The sequence below is a fragment of the Marinobacter salinus genome (assembly GCF_001854125.1).
In the GTDB taxonomy this organism is placed as follows: Bacteria; Pseudomonadota; Gammaproteobacteria; order Pseudomonadales; family Oleiphilaceae; genus Marinobacter; species Marinobacter salinus.
This window is the reverse complement of record NZ_CP017715.1, coordinates 3,396,866-3,423,408: the sequence shown is the minus strand read 5'-3', so window position 1 is coordinate 3,423,408 and position 26,543 is coordinate 3,396,866. Positions and strand designations below refer to the sequence as shown.

General features: G+C 57.2%; 21 protein-coding genes. 10 read left to right on the top strand and 11 right to left on the bottom strand.

What is annotated here, in order from left to right; genetic code table 11:
• Window positions 1-183 precede the first annotated feature (183 nt).
• Window positions 184-1,002 carry a TlpA disulfide reductase family protein gene (locus BKP64_RS15830; RefSeq protein WP_070972297.1) on the top strand — a complete coding sequence of 273 codons (819 nt, stop codon included), beginning with the start codon at window positions 184-186 and terminating at the stop codon, window positions 1,000-1,002.
• Here the strand turns inward: BKP64_RS15830 and BKP64_RS15825 are convergent.
• From BKP64_RS15825 to BKP64_RS15805, 5 genes are all read right to left on the bottom strand, one after another.
• Entirely contained in the window at window positions 983-2,290 is a 1,308-nt protein-coding gene (locus BKP64_RS15825; RefSeq protein WP_070972294.1) for a hypothetical protein, read from the bottom strand. The genes BKP64_RS15830 and BKP64_RS15825 overlap by 20 nt on opposite strands.
• Window positions 2,291-2,368: 78 nt before the next feature.
• A complete protein-coding gene (locus BKP64_RS15820) occupies window positions 2,369-3,289 on the bottom strand; it encodes a lysophospholipid acyltransferase family protein (RefSeq protein WP_070972291.1) in 921 nt (306 codons plus the stop codon).
• Window positions 3,290-3,441: 152 nt separating this feature from the next.
• Window positions 3,442-3,897, bottom strand: a complete 456-nt coding sequence (locus tag BKP64_RS15815) for a DUF302 domain-containing protein (protein WP_070972288.1) — start codon at window positions 3,895-3,897, stop codon at window positions 3,442-3,444.
• 439 nt (window positions 3,898-4,336) lie between these two features.
• Window positions 4,337-5,863: a flavin-containing monooxygenase gene (locus BKP64_RS15810; protein ID WP_070972285.1), complete on the bottom strand. Its 1,527-nt coding sequence runs from the start codon at window positions 5,861-5,863 to the stop codon at window positions 4,337-4,339.
• A gap of 151 nt (window positions 5,864-6,014) precedes the next feature.
• Window positions 6,015-7,448 carry an aminotransferase-like domain-containing protein gene (locus tag BKP64_RS15805; RefSeq protein WP_070972282.1) on the bottom strand — a complete coding sequence of 478 codons (1,434 nt, stop codon included), beginning with the start codon at window positions 7,446-7,448 and terminating at the stop codon, window positions 6,015-6,017.
• A gap of 128 nt (window positions 7,449-7,576) precedes the next feature.
• Here BKP64_RS15805 and BKP64_RS15800 point away from each other — a divergent pair, with 128 nt between their 5' ends.
• From BKP64_RS15800 to BKP64_RS15790, 3 genes are all read left to right on the top strand, one after another.
• Window positions 7,577-9,043 (top strand): NAD-dependent succinate-semialdehyde dehydrogenase, encoded by a 1,467-nt coding sequence (locus BKP64_RS15800; protein ID WP_070972279.1) that lies wholly within the window; start codon window positions 7,577-7,579, stop codon window positions 9,041-9,043.
• A gap of 28 nt (window positions 9,044-9,071) precedes the next feature.
• Window positions 9,072-10,343, top strand: coding sequence for a 4-aminobutyrate--2-oxoglutarate transaminase (gabT, locus tag BKP64_RS15795; RefSeq protein WP_070972276.1), 1,272 nt, complete (start codon window positions 9,072-9,074; stop codon window positions 10,341-10,343).
• Window positions 10,344-10,562: 219 nt separating this feature from the next.
• On the top strand, window positions 10,563-11,591 hold the full coding sequence (locus tag BKP64_RS15790) for a histone deacetylase family protein (RefSeq protein ID WP_070973723.1): 1,029 nt from the start codon (window positions 10,563-10,565) through the stop codon (window positions 11,589-11,591).
• A 21-nt stretch (window positions 11,592-11,612) separates the two neighbouring features.
• Here the strand turns inward: BKP64_RS15790 and rlmE are convergent, their stop codons facing one another.
• Window positions 11,613-12,233, bottom strand: coding sequence for a 23S rRNA (uridine(2552)-2'-O)-methyltransferase RlmE (gene rlmE, locus BKP64_RS15785; RefSeq protein WP_070972273.1), 621 nt, complete (start codon window positions 12,231-12,233; stop codon window positions 11,613-11,615).
• 179 nt (window positions 12,234-12,412) lie between these two features.
• On the opposite strand from rlmE, the gene BKP64_RS15780 reads away from it, so the two are divergent.
• The 3 genes from BKP64_RS15780 (at window position 12,413) to BKP64_RS15770 (ending at window position 15,562) form a co-directional block, all read left to right on the top strand.
• On the top strand, window positions 12,413-14,050 hold the full coding sequence (locus BKP64_RS15780) for an NAD(P)/FAD-dependent oxidoreductase (protein ID WP_070972270.1): 1,638 nt from the start codon (window positions 12,413-12,415) through the stop codon (window positions 14,048-14,050).
• On the top strand, window positions 14,047-14,787 hold the full coding sequence (locus BKP64_RS15775) for a TrmH family RNA methyltransferase (RefSeq protein ID WP_070972267.1): 741 nt from the start codon (window positions 14,047-14,049) through the stop codon (window positions 14,785-14,787). Before BKP64_RS15780 ends, BKP64_RS15775 begins: the two co-directional genes overlap by 4 nt.
• Before the next feature lie 112 nt (window positions 14,788-14,899).
• On the top strand, window positions 14,900-15,562 hold the full coding sequence (locus BKP64_RS15770; protein ID WP_070972264.1) for a transglutaminase-like domain-containing protein: 663 nt from the start codon (window positions 14,900-14,902) through the stop codon (window positions 15,560-15,562).
• A 55-nt stretch (window positions 15,563-15,617) separates the two neighbouring features.
• Here BKP64_RS15770 and BKP64_RS15765 read toward each other — a convergent pair whose 3' ends face one another.
• Window positions 15,618-16,376 carry a type 2 periplasmic-binding domain-containing protein gene (locus tag BKP64_RS15765; RefSeq protein WP_070972262.1) on the bottom strand — a complete coding sequence of 253 codons (759 nt, stop codon included), beginning with the start codon at window positions 16,374-16,376 and terminating at the stop codon, window positions 15,618-15,620.
• A 240-nt stretch (window positions 16,377-16,616) separates the two neighbouring features.
• Complete coding sequence (gene ahpF / locus BKP64_RS15760; RefSeq protein ID WP_070972259.1) at window positions 16,617-18,203, bottom strand: alkyl hydroperoxide reductase subunit F; 1,587 nt, start codon at window positions 18,201-18,203, stop codon at window positions 16,617-16,619.
• Between the two features lie 259 nt (window positions 18,204-18,462).
• On the opposite strand from ahpF, the gene BKP64_RS15755 reads away from it, so the two are divergent.
• The 3 genes from BKP64_RS15755 to BKP64_RS15745 all read left to right on the top strand — a co-directional run bounded on the left by BKP64_RS15755 (window position 18,463) and on the right by BKP64_RS15745 (window position 22,648).
• Window positions 18,463-19,194 carry a DUF3581 domain-containing protein gene (locus BKP64_RS15755; protein WP_070972256.1) on the top strand — a complete coding sequence of 244 codons (732 nt, stop codon included), beginning with the start codon at window positions 18,463-18,465 and terminating at the stop codon, window positions 19,192-19,194.
• 76 nt (window positions 19,195-19,270) lie between these two features.
• Window positions 19,271-22,123, top strand: coding sequence for a cation-translocating P-type ATPase (locus BKP64_RS15750; protein WP_070972253.1), 2,853 nt, complete (start codon window positions 19,271-19,273; stop codon window positions 22,121-22,123).
• Between the two features lie 48 nt (window positions 22,124-22,171).
• The gene (locus tag BKP64_RS15745) at window positions 22,172-22,648 is read left to right on the top strand and encodes a peroxiredoxin (RefSeq protein WP_070972250.1); all 477 of its coding nucleotides are present in this window, start codon (window positions 22,172-22,174) and stop codon (window positions 22,646-22,648) included.
• Between the two features lie 76 nt (window positions 22,649-22,724).
• Here BKP64_RS15745 and ahpC read toward each other — a convergent pair whose 3' ends face one another.
• The 3 genes from ahpC to betA all read right to left on the bottom strand — a co-directional run bounded on the left by ahpC (window position 22,725) and on the right by betA (window position 26,529).
• On the bottom strand, window positions 22,725-23,288 hold the full coding sequence (gene ahpC / locus BKP64_RS15740; RefSeq protein WP_070972247.1) for an alkyl hydroperoxide reductase subunit C: 564 nt from the start codon (window positions 23,286-23,288) through the stop codon (window positions 22,725-22,727).
• 128 nt (window positions 23,289-23,416) lie between these two features.
• Window positions 23,417-24,634, bottom strand: coding sequence for a BCCT family transporter (locus tag BKP64_RS15735; RefSeq protein WP_070972243.1), 1,218 nt, complete (start codon window positions 24,632-24,634; stop codon window positions 23,417-23,419).
• A gap of 209 nt (window positions 24,635-24,843) precedes the next feature.
• Window positions 24,844-26,529: a choline dehydrogenase gene (betA, locus tag BKP64_RS15730; RefSeq protein WP_070972240.1), complete on the bottom strand. Its 1,686-nt coding sequence runs from the start codon at window positions 26,527-26,529 to the stop codon at window positions 24,844-24,846.
• Window positions 26,530-26,543 lie beyond the last annotated feature (14 nt).

Below are 26,543 nucleotides of genomic sequence, written 5' to 3'. Positions count from 1 at the left end.
TCGCATGAGGGTTTTAAGCCTGAAACTGCGGATCCCTAGAGGCAGGATGCAGGCACATTAACAGAGGCCCGGAGGATTAGCCATAGGTGATTATAATAAGCATCCGATGGAACCTGATCCTTATTTGGCCGTCCTACCCGTTTTTCATACCCTCCAATTCCCTAAGCCACCACCGGAGACAACATGCTGAGCTTCAGCCTGGGTCCATTAAGCTTATCCATCGGTCACCTTCTCCTTATCACTGCGTTTGCATTGGCGTTACTGGTCGGCGGCGTTCTGGGGCGTCGTTACCAGCTGCCGGTCGCCGGTTCTGTGGCCGATATTTTTTTGGCGACCATGATATGTGCCCGGCTGGGCTTTGTTATCGGTTATTTTGAACACTACCGGCATGACCTGTTTGGCATCCTCGATATCCGTGATGGCGGGTTTGATGTGATCTGGGGATTGGCGGGCGCGGTCGGATTTACCGCTTTTCTGCTCTGGCGGCGGAAATTGGTGCGACGTCCCCTGGCAATTGCCTCGATCACCGGATTGCTGTTTTGGGGCGGAACCGCCGGTACCATTGCGCTTATTGAACAACAGGCCAGAGGCATTCCGCCGGTTACGCTAACGGCACTGAATGGCGACACCATCGCCGTAAATCAGATAGCGCAAGGTCAGCCGATGGTTATCAACCTCTGGGCGACCTGGTGCCCACCCTGTATCCGTGAAATGCCGGTTCTGGATGTGGCCCAGAACCGCTATCCCGGCGTGACCTTCGTTTTTGCCAACCAGCGTGAGCAAGCCGAAACCATCCGCGCCTTTCTGGACAAACAGAATCTCAAGCTCAACAACCTTTACCGGGATAGCCAGGCCGATCTGGCCCGTGCAGTAGGCAGTCAGGGTCTACCAACCACACTGTTCTACAACGCCAAGGGCCAACTGATGGACACGCATATGGGGGAGTTATCAAACGCTACTCTCGCCAAAGGTCTTAAGAAAATCATACCAGGGCAGCCGTGAGCCCGGCGGCCATCAGGCTGGCCGCAGTCAGGCCGGACAGGGACAGCGCCAAACTCCAGCGAAACGAGGCATCTGCGGCCCGATAGCCGGTTAACCGCTCCATGATCAACGCATTCGCAGCAAACGGCGTGCCGAATGCCGTAATGCCCCAGCCGGTCACCATGCCGATGCCAAGACCAATGAGAGCACTCTCCGGCCAGATGGAACCGAGAATACCACCGGCAAGGGTGCCGATCACAATAGGATTCACGCCACCAAGCCCGGCCAGGAAGAAAACCCAGGGAATAGAAGCTGCCAGCAATGGCCAAAGCCAGACTGGCAGGGCGGCATCACCCTCTATCTGGCCGAGAACAACGCCACTGATCACGGCACCGATGAAAGCAGAGCCACCGACAATGGCGAGTTCATTGCTGACATTCGACATGTTGGTTAACGGAGGATTCTGTTTCCGGCTCCAGACCAGCAAACGCCAACCAACCACCACACCCAGACAGCTTAGTGTTACCGCATGGGCATAACTAAGCTGGAACTGGTGGCCGAGCAGAAACACGCCCGTACAAATAACAAGGATCAGGGCGCTGAATCGAAGCCAGGTCGCAAACCCTGCCTGATCCTCCGGCGCAACCGTTTCCTGTCCGGATTCCGGTTCCCGCCAGAACAGGCCGGCAAGCACCAGAACAATCGAGAACGGAACCGAGAGCGAGAGTAACTGAACACTGCTCAGGCCCGGCAGCAGGGTAAGAGTGAGCACCACGGAAATAGACAGCGGCGAAAAGGTCGGCGATACGCCGAAGCCTCGCAACACTGCACGGGTGGCATTTCGAGTGGCCTCCGAATCGCCACTGCGGCGAACTCGCTCACCAACCAGGCTACCCACGACGGCCACAGAGCCGAAATTCAGCGGAACCGAGACAAGCGACGTACCGAAGGACAGGCTCAGATATCTCGTAAGGGGCTTACCACCAAAAAGACTGGCCGAAATACGCTGGAGATCCCGTGACCGCCCGAGCACAGAAGACAAGAGCATGACCGCCAGAACCAGCCCTGCGAGACGGCTCATGTTACCGGCAGCGCCGACAATCAGGGCCGGATCACGCCCCAGCGCGAAAACCAGGGCCAGCACAGCGACCGAAAACACCGCCCGCGGCACCCGCCGCATCTCCCGCCAACCCAGGATAACCGTGAGACTGACCGCAACAGCACCCAGGTATGCCGCTCCCGGCAGAAACGCCAGCACGGCTGCCAGCAAAGCGGCATAAGCTAAAAAGTTGCGGATAATGGCGATCATGATACTTCCTGAACATGAGACAAGCACATTATAAGGAAGCTATATACCATCTGCTATCCACATTAGTGGAGATAGCACTCAATAAACGCTGGTAGCGCCTGCCGGGCGGCTTTTGAACCGCTTGTGCAGCCACAGGTACTGGTCCGGCTGTTCACGAATGGTGGTTTCGATAAAGCGGTTCCAGACTTCAGCATCCTTTTGCAGGTCGTCACCAAACTCTTCCCGGATCGGTGAAAAAACCACCCGGTAACTGCCATCCGGCATGCGCAGGTGACTGACGCAGATAACCGCGGCGCCGGACTCTCTGGCAATATAGCTGGGAGAGGTAATACAACCAGCCTGGACCCCGAAAAAGGGCACGAACACTTCGGATTTTTTGCCAAAATCCTGATCACAGGCAAACCAGACCTGCCCACCCTGCTTCAGGAACGACAGCATCGGTCTAAGCTCACGCTTGGTAAACGGCCGGATATTGAAATGACGACGACGACCACGCTCAATCATCCGGTCAATGACAGGATTGTTATTCGGGCGGTACATATAGCCCGGCTTCTCGAGCTTGCAGGCAATCAACGGCAATGCGAAATCAAAAATACTGTAATGGCCACCAATCAGCAGCACACCCTTGCCACGTGCCTTTGCTTTCTCAAGGTGTTCGATTCCCTGTATTGAGGCTCGCTCACAGTAGGGTGCCATATCCCGCCACCAGGCATGGGTGCTTTCCAGGAACCCGCGGGCCGAGGCAACAAAGGTGTCCTCAACCAGCTGCTTTCGCGCAGTTTCATCCAGCTCCGGCATGCAGGCCTTCAGATTGGCATCCGCCACTCTGGCGCGGGATTTCAATTTTCGGGCAAGGAGCCGGCCCAGTGAGCCACCCAGGCGCTGTTTGGCACCCATCGGCAGGTACGCCAGCAGCCAGAGAACAAACACCAGGGCCCAGGAACCCCAGAAAGCGGGGTGCCAAAGGGGACGTTTTGCAGTCTTGCGACGGGAAGCCATACAACAAACACCTGTGCAGTGATAATGACCGGACCGTCAAAACGGAAAGAACAACCGGTATAAGAACCCGACACCGTGACACACCCGCCTCCGGTTTGGTACCGGCATTTTTCCGCAACGCCCGCCAAAAAGGCAGGCGTTAACGCGGCGAATCAGCGGGTCGCCGCGGCAGCGAAGCTGGCCAACGCTCCACTCACCTTCGCCAGTACCTCATCGCATCCCTCAATGCCATGCCTGGCTTTCAGGTAGGCCGGATCATTGTAGCCCAGCCAGACCTGGCCATTTTCGTCCTGCCAGATCAGTGCTTTCTGGGGAAGATCAACAGCGACGCTTTGGGCACACTGCATCAGCGGCGTACCGACCTTCGGGTTTCCGAAAATCACCAGCTGCGTCGGGCGCAGGCTCATGCCCGCCGACTCTGCCCCGGCAGCGTGGTCAATCCGGTTCATGATTTTCATGCCCTTCTCGCTCAATACCGCTTCGAGCTTGTCTGCAGTGGCCGCCACACTGTGGCTGCTTTTCACCATGATCAGGCCATCTGCGGCTTGCACAACACCCGAGACCAACAGGAACATAAGGGGCAGGGCAATCATCCTGAAAACGTTCATAACGCGCGTCCTTCTTGTTGATGTTCAGACACCATACTAGACCAACAAGGCACCGCAGGCAGATCCAAATAACGGATAAGGGAGTAGGTTTTCATTCAACTACGTGGTAATACGTAGACACTGCACCGTGCCGGGGAGTCATTCTCATGTCCCGACCAGACTGGAAGTCCGCTTTGCTCATCCTGCCTTTATTGGTGGCAGGTAGAGTGGACCATGATGGATTCCACCAGCGCGGTGCTGAGCATGCTTGAATCTGGCAAGACACACGTCGCTGCGCCCGGGGCTATGAGCCGGTGCATTATGTGCAACGTATCCGGAATTACCGGGACGTGATTCGTTCAGCCTTCGAGTAACCTCACCCTATACCGCACGGAGCGCCTCCAATTTGAATCGGTGTCCATGGATTTCAGCAAGCTGCTCTCCGGCACCAGAGCCGCGCTCAGGCTCCGAACAGGGCTGAGCGCAACGGCCTCAGAAAACCGGATGGCGCCCGATCACTGGCATGGGATCGTATGCCGTCAAACTCCAGGTACCCGTCTTCGATTGGCTCGAACCGCAGAATTTTTACATCTTCCAGATAGTTCTGTGTCGACTTCCAAGGACCCTTCGTGCCCTGCCTCGGCAGCCGGTCATCGGCGCGCCGGATATAGCCGGCGTTGAGGGAGCCCAGAATGGTGTCGTCACCCCGACTGTTCTCGGTGTCCCTGGCCACCACCGTATGGATTCCTCGCTGATCCATCAGATTCATCAGCCGGCACAGGTACTCGGCGGCAATATCCACCTTCAGGGTCCAGGAGATATTGGTATAGCCGAAAATCATCCCGGCGTTGGGTACTCCCTCAACCATGACGCTCTTGTAGATAACCTTGTCTCTCATCGCCACTTCCTCACCATCGACCCGAGGCCTGATGCCACCCAGCATCTGGATGTCCAGGCCGATGGCGGGAACGATAATGTCGGCCGCCAGCTCCTCACCAGACGTCAGGCGGATGCCGGTTTCCGTGAATTGCTCAATGCGGTCGGTTGCGATGGAGGCCTTGTCCGCTTTGAGCGCCCTGAAAAGATCGCCATCTTTCACCACGCACAGGCGCTGATCCCAGGGGTTATAGTCGGGAGTGAAGTGACGCATATCGGCCTTGCCGTCCACCTGGCGCTTGATGATGCCAAGAAACAAACGGCGCATGGTATTCGGGCTTTTTCGGGAACGCTGAAACAGGAATCGGGAGATGGCGATATTGCGAGCCCGGGTAATACGGTAGGCGACCCTCGCGGGTAAAACCTTTTGCAGAAACAAACTGACTTTGTCCGTCGATGGCAACGGCATGAGGTAAGTCGGTGACCGTTGCAGCATGGTGACATGGGCCGCTTTCTCCGCCATGGTCGGCACCAGGGTGATTGCGGTGGCGCCGCTGCCAATCACCACTACCTTCTTACCAGCGTAATCCAGGTCTTCCGGCCAGTGCTGCGGATGCACGATCTGACCCTTGAAATCACTTTCACCCGGGAAATCCGGTTTATAGCCCTGGTCATAGTTGTAATAGCCGGTACAGCCGATCAGAAAATTCGCAGTGAAGGTAGCAACCTCTCCACTGACCTCCTTCTCCGCAGTCAGCGTCCAGCATTGATCGACACCGGACCAGTCCGCCGTTTTGACCGCCAGGCCATAACGGATATGGCGCGCCACATCGTTCTCTTGCGCCGTTTCCTGCACGTAGTTTTTGATGGAGGCACCGTCTGCCAATACCTTGCCACCCGTCCAGGGCCGGAAATTGTAGCCGAAAGTGAACATATCGGAATCGGACCGAATCCCCGGATACCGGAACAGATCCCAGGTGCCACCCAGTGACTGGCGACGCTCCAGAATGGCAAAGGTTTTCCCCGGGCATTCCCGTTTCAGATGGCAAGCCATACCGATACCGGACACACCGGCGCCAATAATCAGGACCTCAAAGTGGTGTTGGCTCATGATTTTTTCTCGCCTGGATGAACACTTCCCGGCCCGCCTGTTTTAGAGGGGTTCCGGCTCATTATGGTTCAACGTTAACGGGTTCCCAAGCTGTGGGAATTGGCCTGTCTCACATTTTCTGGCTGTTGGCACAGTCAATCCTGCGGCAACCTCAATGGACCAGGCTTTTCAAAAGGACTCGTAAACGCGTCGCTTCTCTTCTCAGTGATTCACGGTTCAGCATACCGATTCCCAAAATCAGTCCTCGGCGAGAGTCACCAGCTACGCACACGACGCTGAGTGGTTTGACGATGAAATGGTGTCGCAATAACTGTCTGGTGACAGACACGTCATCCACTGTGTCCGCAAACCGCGCACAAAGGCTGATAGCGTGACTGGGAGAGGACAAGTCCTCAATGGCCGGAACCTGGCTGAGCTGGTCGTGCATTACCTGCTGCCGGGCCAGATATTCTTTCTGGATGCGCTGATACCAAAGGTCCAGGTCACCATTGGCGATAAAGGCAGCAAGAACGGCCTGATCGAGCATGCGGCCCTCCCGGAAGACCTCACTGCGAAGCCGGCTGATGGTCGCCGCCAGATGATGCGGCACCACCAGATAGCCGAGCCGCAACCCCGGAAACAGGAGCTTGGAGAATGAGCCCGCAAGGATGTGCTTCTCAGATCGCGGGTCGAACACCAGCCGGGTGTCTCTCTGGCCGTTGAATTCGTAGTCGTCTTCGATGATGTAGTCGGGAGAAAGCCACCCACACAAAGCCTGCTTGTCGGCCTTTGAAGTAGGCACGCTTAGCGGGTAGTGCTGGGAACCGGTCAGATACAGCAATTTTGGTGACGGCGCTACGCGCCCCCTGTGCCCTTGCTCTGGATACCAGGGAAGCATCTCAATTGTCAGTCCACAGGCCGTGAAAACATTCCGCGCCCCCCAGTAACAGGGCGACTCCATTACCACCCGATCACCGTTGTCAGCCAGCGCCAGAGCACAGAGTTCCAGCCCATTATGGGTTCCTTCGGTAATAATGATTTGTTCGGGATCGCAGTCAAAATGTCGCCAGCGTCGGAGAAAATCCCGAATTGCTCTTTTTAGCGGTCCATAGCCGCCGGTGGAGTATGACAACAGCAGGGCGTTCCGGGGCACAGTGACACTGGTATAGAGCTGTCGCCACTTGCGCATGGGGAACTGGGCAATATCAGGAATGCCCGGCACGAAAGCGCCACTCTGGATCTCCGCCGCACCGGGCTGGCTAAGCAACTCACGGGCCCTCCTCGAGACTCCACTGAGGGCTGGGCGCACGGGTAGCTCAAGATTTTCCCCTGGCCGGTGGGTCCAGGTGCCCTGGCCATGACCAGTGATCAATACCCCCTCCTCCACCAGCATGCTGATAGCTCCGGCGAGTGTATTACGTGCCAGCCCAAGCGCATGGCACATTTGACGGTGGGAAGGCAACTTCATACCGGACGGCCAGTCTTGCTCGATTAAATGGCGCAGGGCCTGCTGTGCACGCACCTGCTTGCTGAGACTCTTTGGCTGCTGCTGGTAGCGACGCGCAAGGCTCGCAAGCGGATCGTTTGGTTTGAGGTCTTCGATCATGGGGGCTCTTTACCGGATGGACTCGCAAAACAAGTGGTCCAGTTGAACTCGAAAGTGGTTCATATTCAGCTCATAGCCTACCTGCTAGGGTGCAGAGCATTCCAGTTACTTTCGAGAGGAATTGCTCCATGTCCGCAACAAAAACCCCTTTACTGGCCAGCGTGCTCAACAACCAGGTTCCCGCCCTTATCAGCGGGCAGTGGTGTCAGCGAGATGCACGATTTGAGGTCACCAACCCCGCAACGGGCGAGATACTGGCCCAAGTGGCCGAGTGCACTGCTGACGACACCCGGGATGCCGTCGCCGCCGCGGAGCGAGCTGGCCGGTCCTGGAGGCAGGTACCAGCCAAGGAACGCTCTGCCGTGCTACGTCGCTGGTTTGAGCTGGTCAGCGGACACAGCGATGAGCTGGCACGTCTGATGACCCTGGAACAAGGCAAGCCACTTGCCGAAGCACGGGGTGAAGTCACCTATGGCGCATCCTTTATCGAATTCTTCGGCGAGGAAGCCAAGCGAATGGCGGGGGAAACCCTGCCGGGCCAGGGACCGGACAAGCGGATTCTGGTGATGCGCGAGCCTGTAGGCGTAGTGGCCGCCATCACTCCCTGGAATTTCCCCCTGGCCATGATTACCCGCAAATGTGCTCCCGCCATTGCTGCCGGCTGCACCGTAGTAATCAAGCCTGCAGAAGCCACTCCACTCACCGCTCTGGCTCTGGCCCGGCTGGCACTTGAGGCAGGCGTTCCTGCTGGCGTCATCAGCGTAGTAACGGCCTCTTCACCCGTGGCGGTCGGTGAGGTGTTGAGCACTGACCCCCTCGTGCGGAAATTGTCCTTCACCGGCTCCACCGCGGTGGGTAAGAAACTGCTTGCGCAGTGCGCGTCGACGGTCAAGAAAACTGCCATGGAACTGGGCGGCAATGCACCATTCATCGTGTTTGACGATGCCGATCTGGACGCCGCCGTGGAGGGTGCAATTGCCTCCAAGTTCCGCAACGCTGGCCAGACTTGTGTCTGCACCAACCGCTTTCTGGTACAGGACGGCGTCTATGAGGAGTTTGTCAGCAAACTGACGGCGAAGGTTGCCGGCCTGAAGGTTGGCAATGGCCTGGATGACGGCATCAGTATCGGACCGTTGATCAACCGGGGTGCCATCGACAAGGTACGGGGCCACGTGGAAGACGCCATCGGCAAAGGCGCTCGCGTAGCCAGTGGCGGCCAGCCACACGAACTCGGCCCGAACTTCTTCACCCCGACCGTGCTCGCCGATGTGACTCCGGACATGGCGGTGGCAGGAGAGGAAACCTTTGGCCCTCTGGCACCAGTGTTCCGTTTTCACACAGCAGAGGAGGCCGTTGCCATGGCCAATGATACGCCGTCAGGGCTGGCCGCCTACCTCTACGCCACCGACTATCGGCGTATCTGGCACACCCTTGAAGCTCTCGAGTACGGGATGGTGGGTGTCAACGAGGGTCTGATCTCCACCGAGCTGGCACCATTTGGCGGGGTGAAGGAATCCGGCCTCGGGCGGGAAGGCTCGCACCATGGACTGGATGAATTTACTGAACTCAAATACGTCTGCCTGGGCGGCTTGTAATGCTGCCGATACCATCGAGAGACCACACATGAACAATGCAGAATTTAACGCGCTAAAAGAAGAATACGTAGCCTTCGGGGCTGCCACGCCAACGACCCAGTATGCCGACAGGGCAGAAAATGCCGAAATCTGGGATGCCGACGGTCAGCGCTGGATTGATTTCGCGGGCGGTATCGGCGTGCTCAATCTTGGGCATCGTCATCCGAAAATCGTTACAGCCGTCCGGGAACAACTTGATAAGGTGATGCACACCAGTGCGGCGGTTATGTCATACGGACCTTATGTTCAGCTCTGTCAGAAACTGTGCCAGCTGACACCGGTGCGCGGCCCGAAGCGAAAGGCAATGCTGGTCAACACCGGCGCCGAAGCTCTGGAAAATGCCGTCAAAATTGCCCGCGCCGCTACCGGGCGCTCGGGGATCATCACCTTTGACGGAGCCTTCCATGGCCGCACCATGATGACCCTCGCCATGACAGGTAAAGTCCTGCCCTACAAGAACGACTTCGGCCCCATGCCCGGCGATGTATTCCGCGCGCCCTACCCCAATCCGCTCCATGGCATCAGTGACGAAGCTTCTCTGCAGGCCCTGCGCACCCTGTTCAAAACCGACATTGCACCACACCGGACCGCGGCCATCGTAATCGAGCCGGTTCAGGGCGAGGGTGGTTTCTACATTGCGTCTCCGACCTATCTGAAAGCATTGCGTGCACTGTGTGATGAACACGGAATCCTGCTGATTGTGGATGAAGTGCAATCCGGCTTCGCCCGTACCGGCAAGCTCTTCGCTCTGGAGCACAGCGGTGTGGAGGCGGACCTGCTGACCACCGCCAAGAGCCTGGCTAACGGCATGCCGTTGTCTGCCGTGGTTGGCAAAGCCGAAGTGATGGACGGCTCCGGCCCCAACTCACTGGGTGGCACTTACAGTGGCAACCCCCTGGCCTGCGCCGCAGCGCTGGCAGTGATCAAAGTCATTGACGAGGAGAACATTCTTGAGCGCAGCACCGCTCTTGGTGCACGGCTCGCCGAGCGCTTTTCGGTCTGGCAACAGCGTTTTGATCGGGTGGGCCACGCCCGCAACCTGGGTGCCATGGCAGCGTTTGAACTGCTGGATAACCATAACAACCCCGACCCGGATCTGACCCAGGCGGTATGCGCCAAAGCCAGGGAACACGGACTGATCCTGCTCTCTTGCGGCTTTTACGGTAATACCATTCGCATCCTGGTGCCAATTACGGTCGAAGACGACGTTCTTGAGGAAGGCCTGAACATGATCGAAGGCGCTCTCGAAGCATTGTGCTAACGGCATGGGCACGCACTCTCTGCTCACTGGTTGGCGTAGGTCTGACCGTTAATTTCAATTCCTCGGGGTCGTAATCCCGTGTTCGGTGATGTTCAGGCCGTCGACTCAATTCGCCGGACCGGCAATGAACTTCTGAAAACCTATCCGGACTGAGGACACTGACCGAAATAGACCCCATACTGAATGGCATTCAAATCTTTCAATCAGGACCTTGGCCCCATGAAGACCGTTTTTTCACCCCTTCACAGTCGCCGCAACGTCAAAACCGAACTGGACGGTGGACTGTTGATTGAGCCCCACGAAAAACCGTCCCGGGCAGAGACCATTCTGTCCCGGGTGAAAAGTCAGGCGCTCGGAGAGATTCTGGCACCCGAAGAGTTTGGCCTGGAACCCGTGAAACGGGTTCACACTGCCGACTACGTGACCTTTCTGGAAAACTGCTGGGAAGAATGGGTGGCGGCTGACAAGCGAGGTGAAGCCATTCCCACCTTTTGGGTGGGGCGCGGTATGCGCCATCGTGTTCCCAAGGACATCGATGGTCGCCTCGGTTTTTACAGCATGGGCGCGGACAGCTCTATTTCCGAGGGCACCTGGGAGGCAGCAAGAGCCTCGGCGAACGTTGCGCTTACCGCACAAAAACTGGTAGCGGGTGGTGAACGGGCTGCCTTTGCCCTGTGTCGTCCTCCCGGTCACCACGCCCATGCTGACGTGTTTGGAGGCTATTGTTTCTTCAATAACGCGGCCATTACCGCTCAGGCCTTCCGCGACCAGGGCTATGAACGCGTTGCCATCCTCGACGTGGACTTTCACCATGGCAACGGCACACAGGCCATCTTCTATGATCGCAGCGATGTACTGACCATCAGCCTGCACGGCGACCCGGATCTGGTCTTTCCCCACTTTCTCGGGTTTGAGGAAGAAACCGGTGAAGGCGAGGGCGAAGGGTATAATCTCAATATCGTTTATCCGCCCGGTACCCCTTACAGCAAATGGAGCATGGGCCTTGAAACCGCCTGCCAGCGCATTGAGACGTTCAGACCGGAAGCGCTGATTGTCGCACTGGGCGTTGATACCTTCGAGGAAGACCCGATTTCCTTCTTCAAACTGAGGTCGGCGGATTACCTGGCGCTCGGCAAACGCATTGAGCAGTTGGGACTGCCCACGGTGTTCACCATGGAGGGCGGTTACGACGTCGATGCCATCGGCGTCAACGCGGTGAATGTCATGCAGGGATTTGAAGGCGTCTGAGGCGCCTTCGGATCAATAGAGTCAGCCCTTGAACCCTTTGCCTACAATGTAGACTTCCCGGGAGCGGGCGCGGGAGGAATCCGGCTTGCGCACAACCACCTTGTCGAATACCGCCCTTACCGACTTCAGATACTCGTCGTAGCCCTCGCCCTGAAAGACCTTGGCCAGGAAACTGCCTTTTGGCTTGAGCACCTGGCAGGCCATGTCCAGAGCCAGTTCCACCAGATACATGGAGGCTGCCTGGTCGGCAACGGTGACACCGCTGATGTTTGGCGCCATGTCAGAAATCACTACGTCCACCGGGGTCCCCCCCAATGTCTCCATGATAGCGTCGAAGACGTCGTTCTCGGTGAAATCACCCTGAATAAACTCTACACCTGCAACCTGGTCCATTTGCAGGATGTCAGAAGCGATAACCCGGCCATTGTGTCCCACCAGATTTGCGGCCACCTGGGACCAGCCTCCGGGCGCTGAGCCCAGGTCCATAACCACCATGTTAGGATGAATCAGCCGGTCCTTCTTGCTGATCTCCAGGAGCTTGTAACTGGCACGGGAGCGGTACCCGTCCACCTGCGCCTGTTTCACGAAGGGGTCGTTCACATGCTCTTCAAGCCAGCGGTTACTGCTTTTGGATCGGGCCATAGGAACTCATCAATGGGGAAGATGTCGGACCGTTATTGTACGTGTCGCACCCTCGGGCGGCAAAGTCCTGACAACGGGCGCGGGCGCACGTACAATCACATCACTTTTATTCACCCGAATTTTTCACCCGGCAGCTTCAGCCAGCACTTTGCATGGTGGGCTTACGGGCAGGACAGACCATGATCCGCCTTACCGAACTCGCCCTGCCACTGGACCATTCTGACAGCGCACTGCGAACCGCCATTGTTGAACGGCTGCAGATAGCTGACGCAGACCTGATCGATTTCACTGTATTCAAGCGCAGCTACGATGCCCGCAAGAAGAACACCGAGATCAAGTTCGTTTATATCATCGACCTCAATGCACGCGATGAAGCGGATATTCTTGCCCGCTTTGAGCAAGACAACCACGTGCGACCGGCCCCGGACACGAGCTACCATCCTGTCGCGCAGGCACCGGCCAACCTCACCGAACGCCCTGTCGTTATCGGCTTCGGTCCCTGCGGCCTGTTTGCCGCCCTGCTGCTCGCGCAGATGGGATTCCGGCCCATCGTCCTGGAGCGGGGCAAGGACGTCCGCCGTCGCACCCGGGACACCTGGGCGTTGTGGCGCAAAAAAAAGCTGTCGCCCGAGTCCAACGTGCAGTTTGGTGAAGGCGGTGCCGGTCTGTTCTCCGATGGCAAGCTGTACAGCCAGATCAAGGATCCGAAGTTTTACGGTCGGAAGGTCATGCACGAGTTTGTCCGGGCCGGCGCGCCGGAGGAGATTCTGTATGTCAGCAAACCTCACATCGGTACCTTCCGTCTGACCGGCGTCGTTGCCACCATGCGTGAGGAAATCATCCGGCTCGGCGGGGAAATCCGCTTTGAAAGCAAAGTGACCGACCTGCACATCCGTGATGAGCGCATCGAAGGTGTGGAACTGGCCGGTGGTGAACGCATCGACAGCCGTTATGTGGTGCTGGCGCTTGGGCACAGCGCACGGGAAACCTTCCGCATGCTGCAACGGGACGGCGTTTTTATTGAGGCCAAGCCGTTCGCCATTGGTTTTCGCATCGAGCATCCCCAGTCGCTGGTCGACAAGGCCCGCCTCGGCAAATACGCCGGCCATCCCGCCCTGGGTGCGGCGGACTACAAACTGGTCTATCACGCCAGCAACGGCCGCGCGGTTTATAGCTTCTGTATGTGCCCGGGCGGTACTGTCGTAGCCGCAACCTCCGAACCGGAGCGAGTGGTCACCAACGGCATGAGCCAGTATTCCCGTAACGAGCGCAATGCCAACGCTGGCATCGTTGTGGCCATCCATCCGGAACAGGATTTCCCGGGCGGCCCGCTTGCCGGTGTGGAGCTTCAGGAAAAGCTGGAATCCGATGCCTATCGCCTCGGCGGCAGCGATTACTGCGCACCCGCCCAGCTGGTGGGAGATTTCATCAAAGGCAAGGCGTCCACCGAACTGGGCAAGGTTGAACCCTCATACAAACCGGGCATCAAACTGTGCGACCTGGCGCCCTCCCTTCCGGCCTATGCCATCGAAGCCATCCGCGAAGCCCTGCCCGCGTTTGGCAAGCAGATACGCGGCTATAACCGCGACGATGCAGTCCTGACAGGTATCGAAACCCGCACCTCCTCGCCGGTGCGCATCACCCGGGATCGCAACAGCCTGCAAAGCCTCAATACCAGAGGGCTATACCCGGCCGGCGAAGGTGCCGGTTATGCCGGCGGCATTCTTTCGGCCGGAGTGGATGGCATCAAGGTCGCCGAAGCACTGGCCCAGGCCATGCTGGATGATTGTGAAAACACCGGCGGGCAACCCTCGTGAAGCTGGACGACATCAAAAAACTGCACCAGAAAAAATACCGCCAGACGCTGGGGCATTACCTGGTGGAGGGTGAACATCTGATACTGGAGCTGCAAAAAGCGGCAACTCGTCAGCCGGCACTGAGGCAAGCTGAGATCTACGTTACCCCTGCCTATGAGCACTGGCAGAGCCCGTTCAGAGTCCACCTCATCAATGACCGTCAGATGGCACAACTGGCCGACACCCGAACCCCACAGGGCATTCTGGCGGTCGTGCCTATGCCAGTGCCGGCTAATAATGTTGAGGCTACTTCGGTTCCGGACGAAAAGGCCATTTACCTGCACGAAGTTCAGGACCCTGGCAATCTTGGTACCATTTTACGGACTCTGGCCTGGTTCGGCGGCTTCCGCTGTTTACTGAGCCCCGGCAGTGTCGACCCTTACAACCCGAAAGTAGTGCGTGCCAGTATGGGCGCGATTTTTCATGTACCCCTGGAAACCGATATAAGCCTGGATAACCTGGCCAGCCGCTACGCCCGCATTGCCTGCCTGGACCTCAACGGCGCACCACTGACCTCACCAGCGTTTCATCAACACGACTGCTACCTGTTCGGAAATGAGGCCCGTGGAGTGCCGGCAGAGGCCCTCAGTCATTTAGCGGCAACAGCCTATAGCATTCAGGGACGGGGTGAGATCGAGTCCCTGAACCTGGCCTCTGCAGTCAATATGTGCACCTATGAATTAATGCGGAGCCAATAAACAGGGCCTGGTTTGAGCAATTTCGACAGTGATTGTGGCGGATATCGTCATTGCCTGTAGCTTGCTAATTAGCGACGATCAAAGCCTCATGCCACGACTCTGAGCCATCACTATGGAACGCTATCTCCAGCCCACCGCATTCTTTGACTATGAGCAACCCGAGCTTAAAGCGTGGATTGCCAGGCAATTGACTGGCGTGCCCGACGATCCTGTTGAGCAGGCGAAAGTCCTTTATCTGGCTGTACGGGACAGCGTGAGCTACAACCCCTATGTGTTCCGGACCGACCCCAGGACCTTCAGCGCCAGTTATGCACTGACCAACGGTGAAACCTACTGCATCCCCAAGGCGGTACTGCTCGGTGCCGCGGCTCGATCCATCGGCATTCCGAGCCGGCTCGGTCTGGCCGACGTGCGCAATCATCTGTCCAGCCCGAAACTGATCGAATGGCTTCAGTCAGACATTTTCCGTATGCATGGCTTTATCGAGCTGTATCTGAACGGGGAATGGGTAAAAGCGACACCGGCCTTTAACAGGCAATTGTGCGAAATGATGAAGGTGGAACCACTGGAGTTCGACGGTGTCCACGATTCCGTGTTTCAGGAATACACCGAATCCGGGCAAGCACACATGGAATACGTCAATGACCATGGCCTGTTCGACGACGTACCCCATGATTTTATCGTCGCCGGCGTCCGTGCTGCATACAGCCACCTGTTTCCGGACCAAGAAAAAGAACAACATTTTGACGGCAGCCTTGAGGAGGACCTCAAGTAAAAGCCGACACCCGACTCATCCGGAAAAGCCCGGAAGCGGCGCCCTGACTGAATGCTTAGCGCTTGCCCATGACCGCATTGCTGTCGAAGTCCAAGTACAGCGGGCCGGCGATCTCCTGATAGTCGCCAGCCCCCTTGAGTCGTCTCAACTCCCCGGACAAAGCCTGCAAAAACGCACGGTTACGCTCCGTGTTATGGCAGGTAAGCCGGTCGAAACTCTCCAGCAATGGCTGTTCCGGGGCATAAGAAAGCTTATCCAGGTGTGGCCGGATATCTGGAATGGCCGCAATCATGTAATCAAAGCGCCCGTGCTCAAGCATGGCGACATTCAGGGCATCATTTCTTGACCAGTTGACGTCGATGTCATGCCCGTCAAGGACAGTATCCAGATAAGTCTCGTGTCCCATTACTGCCCCAACCTGTTGCCCCTCAAGTCCCGCAAGGGATAAGGGAAGTGCTTTTCCTTTGAGGGCGAAAAGGTAATAGCTGAACTTTCCCAGTGGAAAACTGGCAATGATCGCCTCTTCACCCAGTTGACCTTCGAGCACTTCCGTAAAAGAATAAACACAGTCTGCCTCACCATATTTGAAAGCCAGCATGGTCCGTTTGTAGGGATAGAAGGACTCCTGAATTTCAGTGTCCAGGGCCTGAAGGGCGCGCCTCATGATTCTCTGGTAAACGCCGTCCTGATTCTCGGTCAGCAGGCTGGAGATATCGGGGACAGCCACACGAATGGGCTCTACCGAATTGGCATAGCTAACGGGCGGGAGGGAACACAGCAAAGCGGTGATCAGACAGAGAGCTGCGCATTTCATGGGGAAGGCGTGGGTCCGTATCGAGCAAAAATGGCTATTTTTTATACACACCCCGATTATGGCAAGACCATGACAATGTAGCCAGAAAAACCTTATTAAACCTTTTGGTCATCGGACTCAGTCCCGACTGACCAGGCAGTCACCGGCTCTGGGATGTTGCACAAAAAAGGCACCGGATTGCTCCGGTGCCTTCGCTTGTCTAACCCCTCTCATCAGGGTCAGAATTCTCAACGACTCATGTCAGGCCGCCTGTTCTTCGTCCTCTTCCACAGAGTTCCGGATCAGGAAGTCGAAGGCACTCAGCGCGGCCTTTGAACCCTCGCCCATGGAGATCACGATCTGCTTGTAAGGCACCGTGGTTGCGTCGCCAGCAGCGAAAATTCCCGGAATGGATGTCTCGTTGCGCTCGTTAACGATGATCTCGCCGTGCTGGCTCAGCTCGATATCGCCTTTCAACCACTCTGTATTCGGAACCAGGCCAATCTGGACGAACACCCCTTCAAGGGCGACATGGTGCTCTTCACCGGTGGTGCGATCCTTATAGTTAAGACCGCTGACCTTACCATTTTCACCGGTAATCTCGGTCGTCTGGCCAGACGTAATGATCTCTACGTTCTTGAGGCTCCGGAGCTTCTTCTGAAGAACCTCGTCGGCACGCATCTCCGCACCGAATTCGATCAGTGTTACGTGACCAACAATGCCAGCCAGGTCGATCGCCGCTTCAACACCCGAGTTACCACCGCCGATCACGGATACCCGCTTCCCTTTGAACAACGGGCCGTCACAGTGGGGGCAGTAGGCCACACCCTTGTTCCGGTATTCTTCCTCGCCTGGAACGCCCATCTGGCGCCAGCGGGCACCGGTGGAAAGCACAAGCGTACGCGACTTCAACGACGCGCCATTCGCCAGACGCACTTCATGCAGGCCGCCGGTTTTGGCCGCCGGAATCAGTTTCTCGGCACGCTGCATGTTCATGATGTCCACGTCGTACTCTTTAACGTGCTGTTCCATCGCAGCCACCAGCTTCGGCCCTTCAGTGTAGGGCACGGAGATCAGGTTCTCTATACCCATGGTGTCGGCCACCTGGCCACCGAAGCGCTCAGCGGCTATACCGGTTGCAATGCCCTTGCGAGCGGCGTAGATAGCCGCTGCGGAACCCGCCGGACCACCACCGATTACCAGGACTTCAAAGTCATCCTTCTGGTTGATCTTCTCTGCCTCTTTCTCGTCGGATTTCGTGTCGAGCCTGGCCGCAATCTCTTCTATCGTCATTCGGCCCTGGCCCCAGGGCTCACCATTCAGGTAAACGCTGGGCACAGCCATCACTTCCCGTTTTTCCACTTCGTCCTGGAACAGCGCGCCGTCGATGGACGTGTGCTTGACGTTCGGGTTCAACACGCTCATCAGGTTCAGCGCCTGAACCACATCCGGACAGTTCTGGCAGGACAGGGAGAAGTAGGTTTCGAACTCGAAATCTCCCTCCAGTGACTGGATCTGTTCAATCACGTCCTGAGACGCCTTGGACGGGTGGCCGCCCACCTGCAACAGGGCCAGCACCAGAGACGTAAACTCATGGCCCATGGGAATGCCAGCGAAGCGGACACCGATATCGGAGCCAACACGATTGATAGCAAAAGACGGGCGACGAACGTCCTGAGCCTCTTCTGTGCGAAGGCTGATCTTGTCCGACATCGGCTCAAGCTCTTCAAGCAGCTGCTTCAGCTCCTGGGATTTATCACCGTCGTCGTAGGCTGCAACCAGCTCAATCGGCTGCTGCAGCTTTTCCATGTAGGCTTTCAACTGTTCCTTGATACTGGCATCCAACATACTGCGTTTCCCCTTGAGATGTCTTAATACGGAATGTCTGAGTTCAAAACGAACTATGATTCGAAGATGACTGAACGATACGGGGTGGTAATAAAATGCTCAAATTAATTGACCCAAAGTGTTTGATAGGCCTTTGCTATACGCCGACCCTTATCCCGGACAATCGCTGGACCAATAGCGCATATCCATTCGCGCTGCTGCCAAGTACCATGGTGTAAGGCGTCACAACCTAATCCGTTGCACTCAGAATAGGCAAAGCATGTTTCTAGATCGTTTCTACTCCATCCAGGACGGGTGTGTATATATTACTGCACACCAGGCCAGCCGGTTTGCCAAGGAAATCGCCGGGGACTTCAATCCCATCCACGATCCGGAGGCGCGACGCTTTTGCGTGCCGGGAGACCTGTTGTTCGCGGTTATCCTGTCCCGTTTCGGGCTGTCGGAGAACATGACTTTCAAGTTCCGCAGTCTGCTCGGTGACGGTGTTCCTCTGGAGTTCCAGGAAAGCGAAGACGGAACCATTGAGGTATGCGACCAGGCCGGAAAGGTCTACCTCGAAGTTAGCCGGAGTGGTGAAAAGACTCTGGACGAAAAAGCCATTGAGGACTTTACCCGCAGCTACGTAGCCGCCTCCGGCAAGAATTTTCCCCATACTCTCAAGCCACTCATGGAGTCCCGAGGCGTGATGTTCAATCCCGACCGCCCCATGGTGATGTACGAGAGCATGAGCCTGGCCCTGGACAGCCTGGACATCCCTTCCTCTGAGCTGGAGTTGCACAAAGCCGACCTGGAACCTGCTGGCAAGCGGGGAAACGTCACCCTTGAATACCGGCTGATGACTGACGGAAAGCCAGTGGGTGACGTCGCCAAACGCCTGATCCTTGGCAGCCTTCGGCCCTACTGCCCGGACGCCATGGCAGGTGTGATTGAGGAGTTTTACCGGCTCAAGGCCCGTGGTTTACAGGTTGGCAGCGATACCTCCGATTCCTGATACAGATCGCCTTTCCGGACATTACTTCTGTCTACAATGATCCTTGTGACCCTCTGTTTCACAAGGATCGACAAACATGGCCAGTAAACCAACACCCCAAGAGCAGATGGCGCCCTACCGGTTATCTCCGGGCGCCGTCGTCAACGCGTTGGGAAGCAACGAGCATCAAGGCCTTGGAGACAATGAAGCCAAAGCCCGCCTGGAACGTGACGGCCCTAATGAACTGACCACCGTCAAGCCGGTTCCCGGCTGGCGAAAACTGCTCGCCCAGTTCACAGACACCCTGGTCATCCTGCTGCTGGTCGCGGCCGGCGTATCGATGGCACTCTGGCTGTTTGAGCGGGATTCGGATTTGCCTTACGAAGCCATTGCGATCCTGGCCATTGTGCTGCTCAACGCCGGCATGGGCTATGTCCAGCAGGCACGGGCAGAGCAGGCCGTTGCAGCGCTACGTCGGATGGCTGCCGCCAAGGCTCTGGTGATCCGGGATGGCGAACAGCGCAGCATACCGGCCAGTAATGTCGTTGCAGGTGACATCATCCTGATGGAAGAAGGCGATACCATTCCTGCCGACGCCCGTCTGATCCATTCCGTTGCCCTGCAAACCTCCGAAGCCGCTCTCACTGGCGAAAGTCTGCCCGAAGCCAAGGAACCGGAAACCATCGTCGGCGAAGCGGCCATTGGCGACCGCCAGAACATGGTTTTCAGCGGCACTGCCGTCACCTACGGCCGCGGCACCGCCGTTGTGACCGCCACCGGCATGCGAACCCAGATGGGGCAGATTGCCGGCATGCTGGACCAGGCTCCACCCGAAACCACCCCGTTGCAGCAGGATCTTGCCCGGGTAGGTAAGCTGCTGGGACTGGTGGTGGTCGCCATCGCAGTGGTGATGATCGCAACTATTATTCTGCTGGAGCACATCAGCGGCTTCTCTGCCATATTCGATGTCCTGATCCTTGGCGTCGCACTGGCAGTCGCGGCCGTGCCAGAAGGGTTGCCAGCGGTGGTTACCGCAGTGCTTGCCCTCGGGGTTCAGCGCATGGCACGCCGCAACGCCATTGTCCGCCACCTGGCGGCCGTAGAGACCCTGGGTTCGGCCAACGTGATCGCCTCCGACAAGACCGGCACCCTCACCCGCAATGAGATGACGGTTCGGGCCGTGGTGACTGCCAGCGGCCGGGTCACCCTGGCTGGCACAGGCTATGAACCAGTTGGCGAGGTCACAGCCCATCGTGCCTCCAACGGCGATGGCGCAGACACAATTAACCAGGCCCTGCGGCTGGAACTCGAACGCGCCCTGACCGTCGGCGACCGCGCCAATAATGCGGAGTTACAGGAAGAGGGCGGCGAATGGACCGTCCAGGGCGATCCTACCGAGGGGGCGCTGATCGTCGCCGCTCGCAAGGTGGGACTGGCTGAAGAGATACTGGACGCCCGATACGAGCGGGTTGGTGAGGTGCCGTTCTCGTCGGAGCGGAAACTGATGTCGACGCTCAATACGGACAGGCAGCAGCGGGAACACATCCAGGTATTTACCAAAGGCGCTCCCGATGTCCTGCTGGGACGCTGCACCCGCGAGCGGGTCGGCGATTCCACCCGCCCACTCACCCCCGAGCGCCGGACCGAAATCCTCCAGACCAACGAGCAACTGGCCCGCGAAGCCCTGCGCACCCTGGGCGTCGCCGCCAAGCTGTTACCCGCTCACAGCTTCGAGCCTGACGATGTCGACGAGGCGCTGGAAGAGGATCTGGTGTTTGTCGGGCTGGTCGGCATGATTGACCCGCCACGTGAAGAAGCGAAGCAAGCGGTTACCCGCGCCAAGGCTGCCGGAATCCGGCCCGTGATGATCACCGGGGACCATCCGGTCACCGCGGCGGTTATTGCCGGGGAGCTGGGGATCTGCAGTGATGGCCGTGCAGTATCCGGTGCGGATATCGACAGAATGCCGGATGAAGAGCTCTATCAGACCGTCCGTGAAGTGTCAGTCTATGCCCGGGTAAATCCTGAGCACAAGCTTCGAATCGTCGGTGCGCTGCAGAGAGACAAGGCGATCGTAGCCATGACGGGAGATGGTGTGAACGATGCGCCGGCCCTGAAGGCTGCCGATATCGGGATTGCCATGGGCATCAGCGGAACAGACGTCTCGCGAGAAGCTTCGGATATCATTCTCGCAGACGACAACTTTGCCTCAATCGTGGCAGCAGTAGAGGAAGGCCGCACCATCTTCGCCAACATTCGCAAATTCCTCCGGTACCTGCTGTCATCCAACATTGGCGAGGTAATGACCATGTTTTTTGGCGTGGTTCTGGCAGGCACCATCGGGCTGACTGAAAGCGTCAGTGGCCTCGCTCTGCCGTTGCTGGCTACTCAGATCCTGTGGATCAACATGGTTACCGATGGAGCGCCCGCCCTCGCTCTTGGCCTTGATCCGGGAGGGGCAGACGCCATGACTCATCCGCCAAGACCCCGGGATGAGGGCGTGATTACGGGCAGGATGTGGGCCGGTATTATTTTTGTGGGCACCGTAACTGCAGCAGGCACCCTGTTTGTGCTGGATGCTTCCCTCCCCGGCGGCCTGGTGGCCGGCGATGGCAGTCTCGAGTATGCCCGGACCATGGCGTTCACAACCCTGGTGCTGTTTTCTCTGTTTACTGTGTTCTCTTCAAGGTCTGATGAAGAAAGCGCCTTCGAGGGACTGTTCTCCAATGCCTGGCTTTGGGGCGCGGCTGCGCTGTCCATAGCCCTGCAAGTGTCGGTGGTCTATCTGCCGTTTCTTCAGAAAGCGTTTTCCACCGTTAGCCTCAGTCTTCACGACTGGCTTTTTTGCACCGTTGTTGCCAGTTCCGTGTTGTGGTTACGGGAACTGAGCAAACTGATTACCCGGATCAAGAATCCGCCGCTTGGTCCGGCCGCAGAAAACAGCGTATAAAAAGGACCGCAGAATAATTAGCTAATAAACCCAGTGGAGATGACAACGATGGCGATCAAGATCGGCGACAAGTTACCAGATATCGAGCTGCAGGTGATGGGCGAGAAAGGCCCCGAAAAAGTGCGCACCGGGGACCTCTTCGCCGGGAAAAAGGTTGTGATATTTGCCGTACCGGGCGCCTTCACACCGACCTGTTCCAAGGCACATCTGCCCGGCTTTGTCGTCGATGCCGACAAGATCAAGGCCAAAGGTGTGGACAGCATCATCTGCACCTCCGTTAACGACACCTTCGTCATGGATGCCTGGGGCAAGGCCCACAACGCCGAAGATCTCATTATGCTGGCCGATGGCCTGGGGGAGTTTGCCAAAGCCCTGGACCTGACCCAGGACCGGACCGCCAGCCAGATGGGTATTCGCAGCCAGCGCTACGCCATGATTGTGAATGACGGTACCGTGGAACTTCTGAACATCGATGCCCAGGGCCTGGACCAGACCAGCGCCGAAACCATCCTCGACTCACTCTGAGCCACCTTTTCCCCAAACACAAAAAACCCCGGAAAGTCCGGGGTTTTTTGCTCTTGAACGTCTCTCGGGGAGGCGCTTAGATCTTGCCAACCAGGTCCAGAGACGGAGCCAATGTTGCTTCGCCTTCTTTCCACTTGGCGGGGCATACTTCGCCTGGGTGCTTACGCACGTACTGAGCAGCTTTGACCTTATCCATCAAATAGTCAGCGTTACGGCCAACACCTTCAGCACTGATTTCCACGGACTGGATAATGCCATCCGGATCGATCAGGAAAGTGGCACGATCGGCCAGGCCCTGACCTTCACGCATAACCCCGAAGTTGTTGGTGATGGTGCCGGTCTGGTCGCCAACCATGAAGTAGTTGATCTTGCCGATGGTCTCGGAGCTGTCGTGCCACGCCTTGTGGGTGAAGTGAGTGTCAGTAGACACGGAGAACACTTCTACGCCCAGCTTCTGAAGCTCTTCGTACTTGTCTGCAACATCGCCCAGCTCGGTCGGGCACACAAAAGTGAAGTCGGCCGGGTAGAAGAAAAATACAGCCCACTTACCTTTTACGTCCGCCTCGCTGATCTCGACGAACTCACCGCTCTTGAAAGCAGTAGCGTTAAACGGCTTAATTTCGCTGTTAATAATGCCCATTAAAGATAACTCCTTGTTGATGGATTCATAAGTTCATGAATTAACGCCACCCAAGATACGGGTATTGGGCGGCGGGATAAAATTAATAATTTCCAACCCAAAGATAGGTTCTGCCTATACGTTGGGGCTTAACCGGCAAATTCAATCTTATGGAAGTCGAGAATATTCTCTTCCGGTGACGCTTTGATGGCAGCGACTTCCGCTCGCCTCTTCGCCAGAATGTAGACAAAGCAGGCGAAATAAAGACCAATGACCAACGCCCCCACCCACTGAATCCGCAGGAAATCCAGCTGGAACAGCATGGTCAGACCACACATGGCCACCAGGTTACCCAGTACATAAGACACCTGACCAAACCGCTTCGCAGTCAGGTTGAGGTTGTCGGTGTAAAGCCGGATCAGGGAATCCAGCGAGTTCACAACCATCAGAACCCCCACCGTAATCATCGCAACATTAATGAAGCCGGCGATGTTCATGCCCTCTGCGTGATAGTGATAAAGAATGGTAAACCACGTACCTATAGCGATGGAGGGTACAACCAGCATGGCAATCAGCAACTGCCACGTCCGTACACCGCTGACAAAGCGCGCCGTAAACTGGCCAATCATGATGCTCCAGGAGAACCACCAGAACAGGTAAAACTCATGGTAGTCATTCAGCGGCAGCATGAACTGGTGCAGATTGGTGAAGTATTCACCGATCAGACCCACGGTGTTCAGGAAGTCTGACGGGCTGCCGTTTCCCATCAGAAACGCACGTCCCCACATGACCGCAATCAGGCTAATGAATAGCACGCTTGAGCCGATGCTGAGAATACGCACGTATTTGATCTTACTGCTCGAATACACTGCCAGGGCAATGGAGGCCAGCACAATCAGATAGAACGAGGGCACCACCGATTCACCGTCACCGATTTGTGGCAGGTACCAGGGCAGGTTGACCAGCAGCAAGTAGGCCGTAAAGGCACAGGTGCCGATGATCACCACGTTGTTGATTACCTTGACCAGCGGGATTTCGAAAAACTTCACTCTCGGTTCGATGATGCAGAAGTAAAAGCAGGTCAGGAAATAAAAGCCCCAGATCAGAAAGGCCCAATAACCGAACTCAATCGCCAGGGGATTGGCAAAACTGTATTCCGGGTTGTCCGTGAGATTACCATAGCCGCCGAATTCGGTGAGCGGGAACATGATCAGCCCCACGTCGAGCCCCGAGGTAAACAGAATGGCAATAAAGGTAAACGTGCGGACCGGCGTTACGCCGATGCACTGCACATCCCACCACTTGTACATAATCATCACAATAGTGGCGAAGGTAAAGATCAGGCCGGTGGATAACCAGAGGGTCATAAGGTTCTCCGGTTACTTTCTTTCATAGTAATGAACAGCATGGGTGTTCCTCCTCTACTTTGAAGCTGTTGCTCGTTCGAATCGGACACAAACCCAGGACTTGCCTATCGGGCGCCCGAAAACGGCAGAACACCGTCGCGCTGATAGGGAAATCCTGAGGGCTTGCAAAACCCCGGGCGCGTTGCACGCCCGGGTGGGATGACGACGCGCTAAACCAGCGCGCGCTTTGCCTGTCCCGGTCGCTGACGTGCCTGCCACTGGTCGTCCATCACCACAGGCGCGTCAGAAGGTTGCAGGGGCTCCCTGCCCCGGATCAGGTCGGCTGCCCGCTCGGCCACCATGATGGTGGGTGCATTCAGGTTGCCGTTGGGTATGGTCGGGAAAATGGACGAATCCACCACCCTGAGATTTCGGATGCCGTGCACCCGGGTGTCCGGGGTCACCACCGCCAGCTCGTCGGTGCCCATTTTGCAGGTGCAGGACGGGTGGTAGGCGCTTTCCACCGCCTGGCGGACGAAGGCATCGATTTCCTCGTCGGTCTGGACCTCGGCACCGGGCTGGATCTCCGCTCCGCGGTACTCATCCATGGCCGGCTGGTTGATAATTTCCCGGGTCAGACGCACACAGTCCCGGAAACCTTCCCGGTCTGCCTCATGTTCCAGATAGTTGAAGCGAATACACGGGGCCTGTTTTGGATCGGCCGACTGCACATGCACGAAACCACGGCTCTTGGGCTTGTTGTGGCCAATGTGCAGCTGGAAACCGTCACCATCGAAGGCCTCCTTGCCGTCGTAGCGCATGGCTGCCGGCAGGAAGTGATATTGCAGGTCGGGCCACTCAACCCCGGCCCTGGAGCGGATAAAGCCACAGGATTCGAAGTGATTGGTGGCGCCCAGACCGTCCTTGCGGAGAATCCACCGAACACCGATCTTCAGCTTGTTCCACCAGTCCAGCTTGCCGTTGAGCGAGACCGGCTGTTTGCAGCGATACTGGAAATAGAATTCCAGGTGGTCCTGCAGGTTCTCACCGACGCCGGGTAACTCGTGTTTGACCTCAATACCGGCTTTGTCCAGCACCTCACGCTTGCCGATCCCGGACAGCTGGAGCAGGTGTGGTGACCCGATCGAGCCGGCCGAGAGAATGACCTCCTCGGCGGCCTTCGCCTCGTGTACCTTGCCACCTTGTTCGTAACGGACACCGGTGGCGGTTTTGCCATCCAGCAACACCTTGTGGACCAGGGCATGGGTCACCACAGTCAGGTTCGGGCGCTCCATGGCCGGGCGCAGATAGGCGTTGGCGGTGGACCAGCGACGACCGTTCTTGACGGTCATGTGCATGGCGCCGAAGCCTTCCTGCTGGGTACCGTTGTAATCGTCAGTCTCTAGATATCCGGCATCGGAACCCGCCCTGATAAAAGCCTTGTAGAGCGGATTCTGCATGTTGTTGCCGTTATTCACGCCGAGCGGGCCTTTATCTCCGCGGTAGTCATCACCGCCAAACGCCCAGGTTTCGGCCTTCTTGAAATACGGCAGGACATTCCGGTAATGCCAGCCGGTGGCACCTTCGGAATCCCATTCGTCAAAATCCCGGGCGTGGCCACGGACATACACCATCCCGTTGATGGAGGAAGAACCGCCCAGAACCTTGCCCCGGGGGCAATGCATGCGGCGATTGTCCAGATACGGCTCCGGCTCGGTCTCGAACTGCCAGGCGTATTTTTTGGTATTCATGGGAATGGACAGGGCGGTGGGCATCTGAATGAAGATGCTCTTGTCGCTGCCGCCGGTTTCCAGCAGCAGCACCCGGTGGCGCGCGTCCTCGGTCAGGCGGTTGGCCAGCACGCAACCGGCGGAACCCGCACCCACAATGATGTAGTCGTAGCGGTTTTCTGTCATACGCGTTCTCCTGT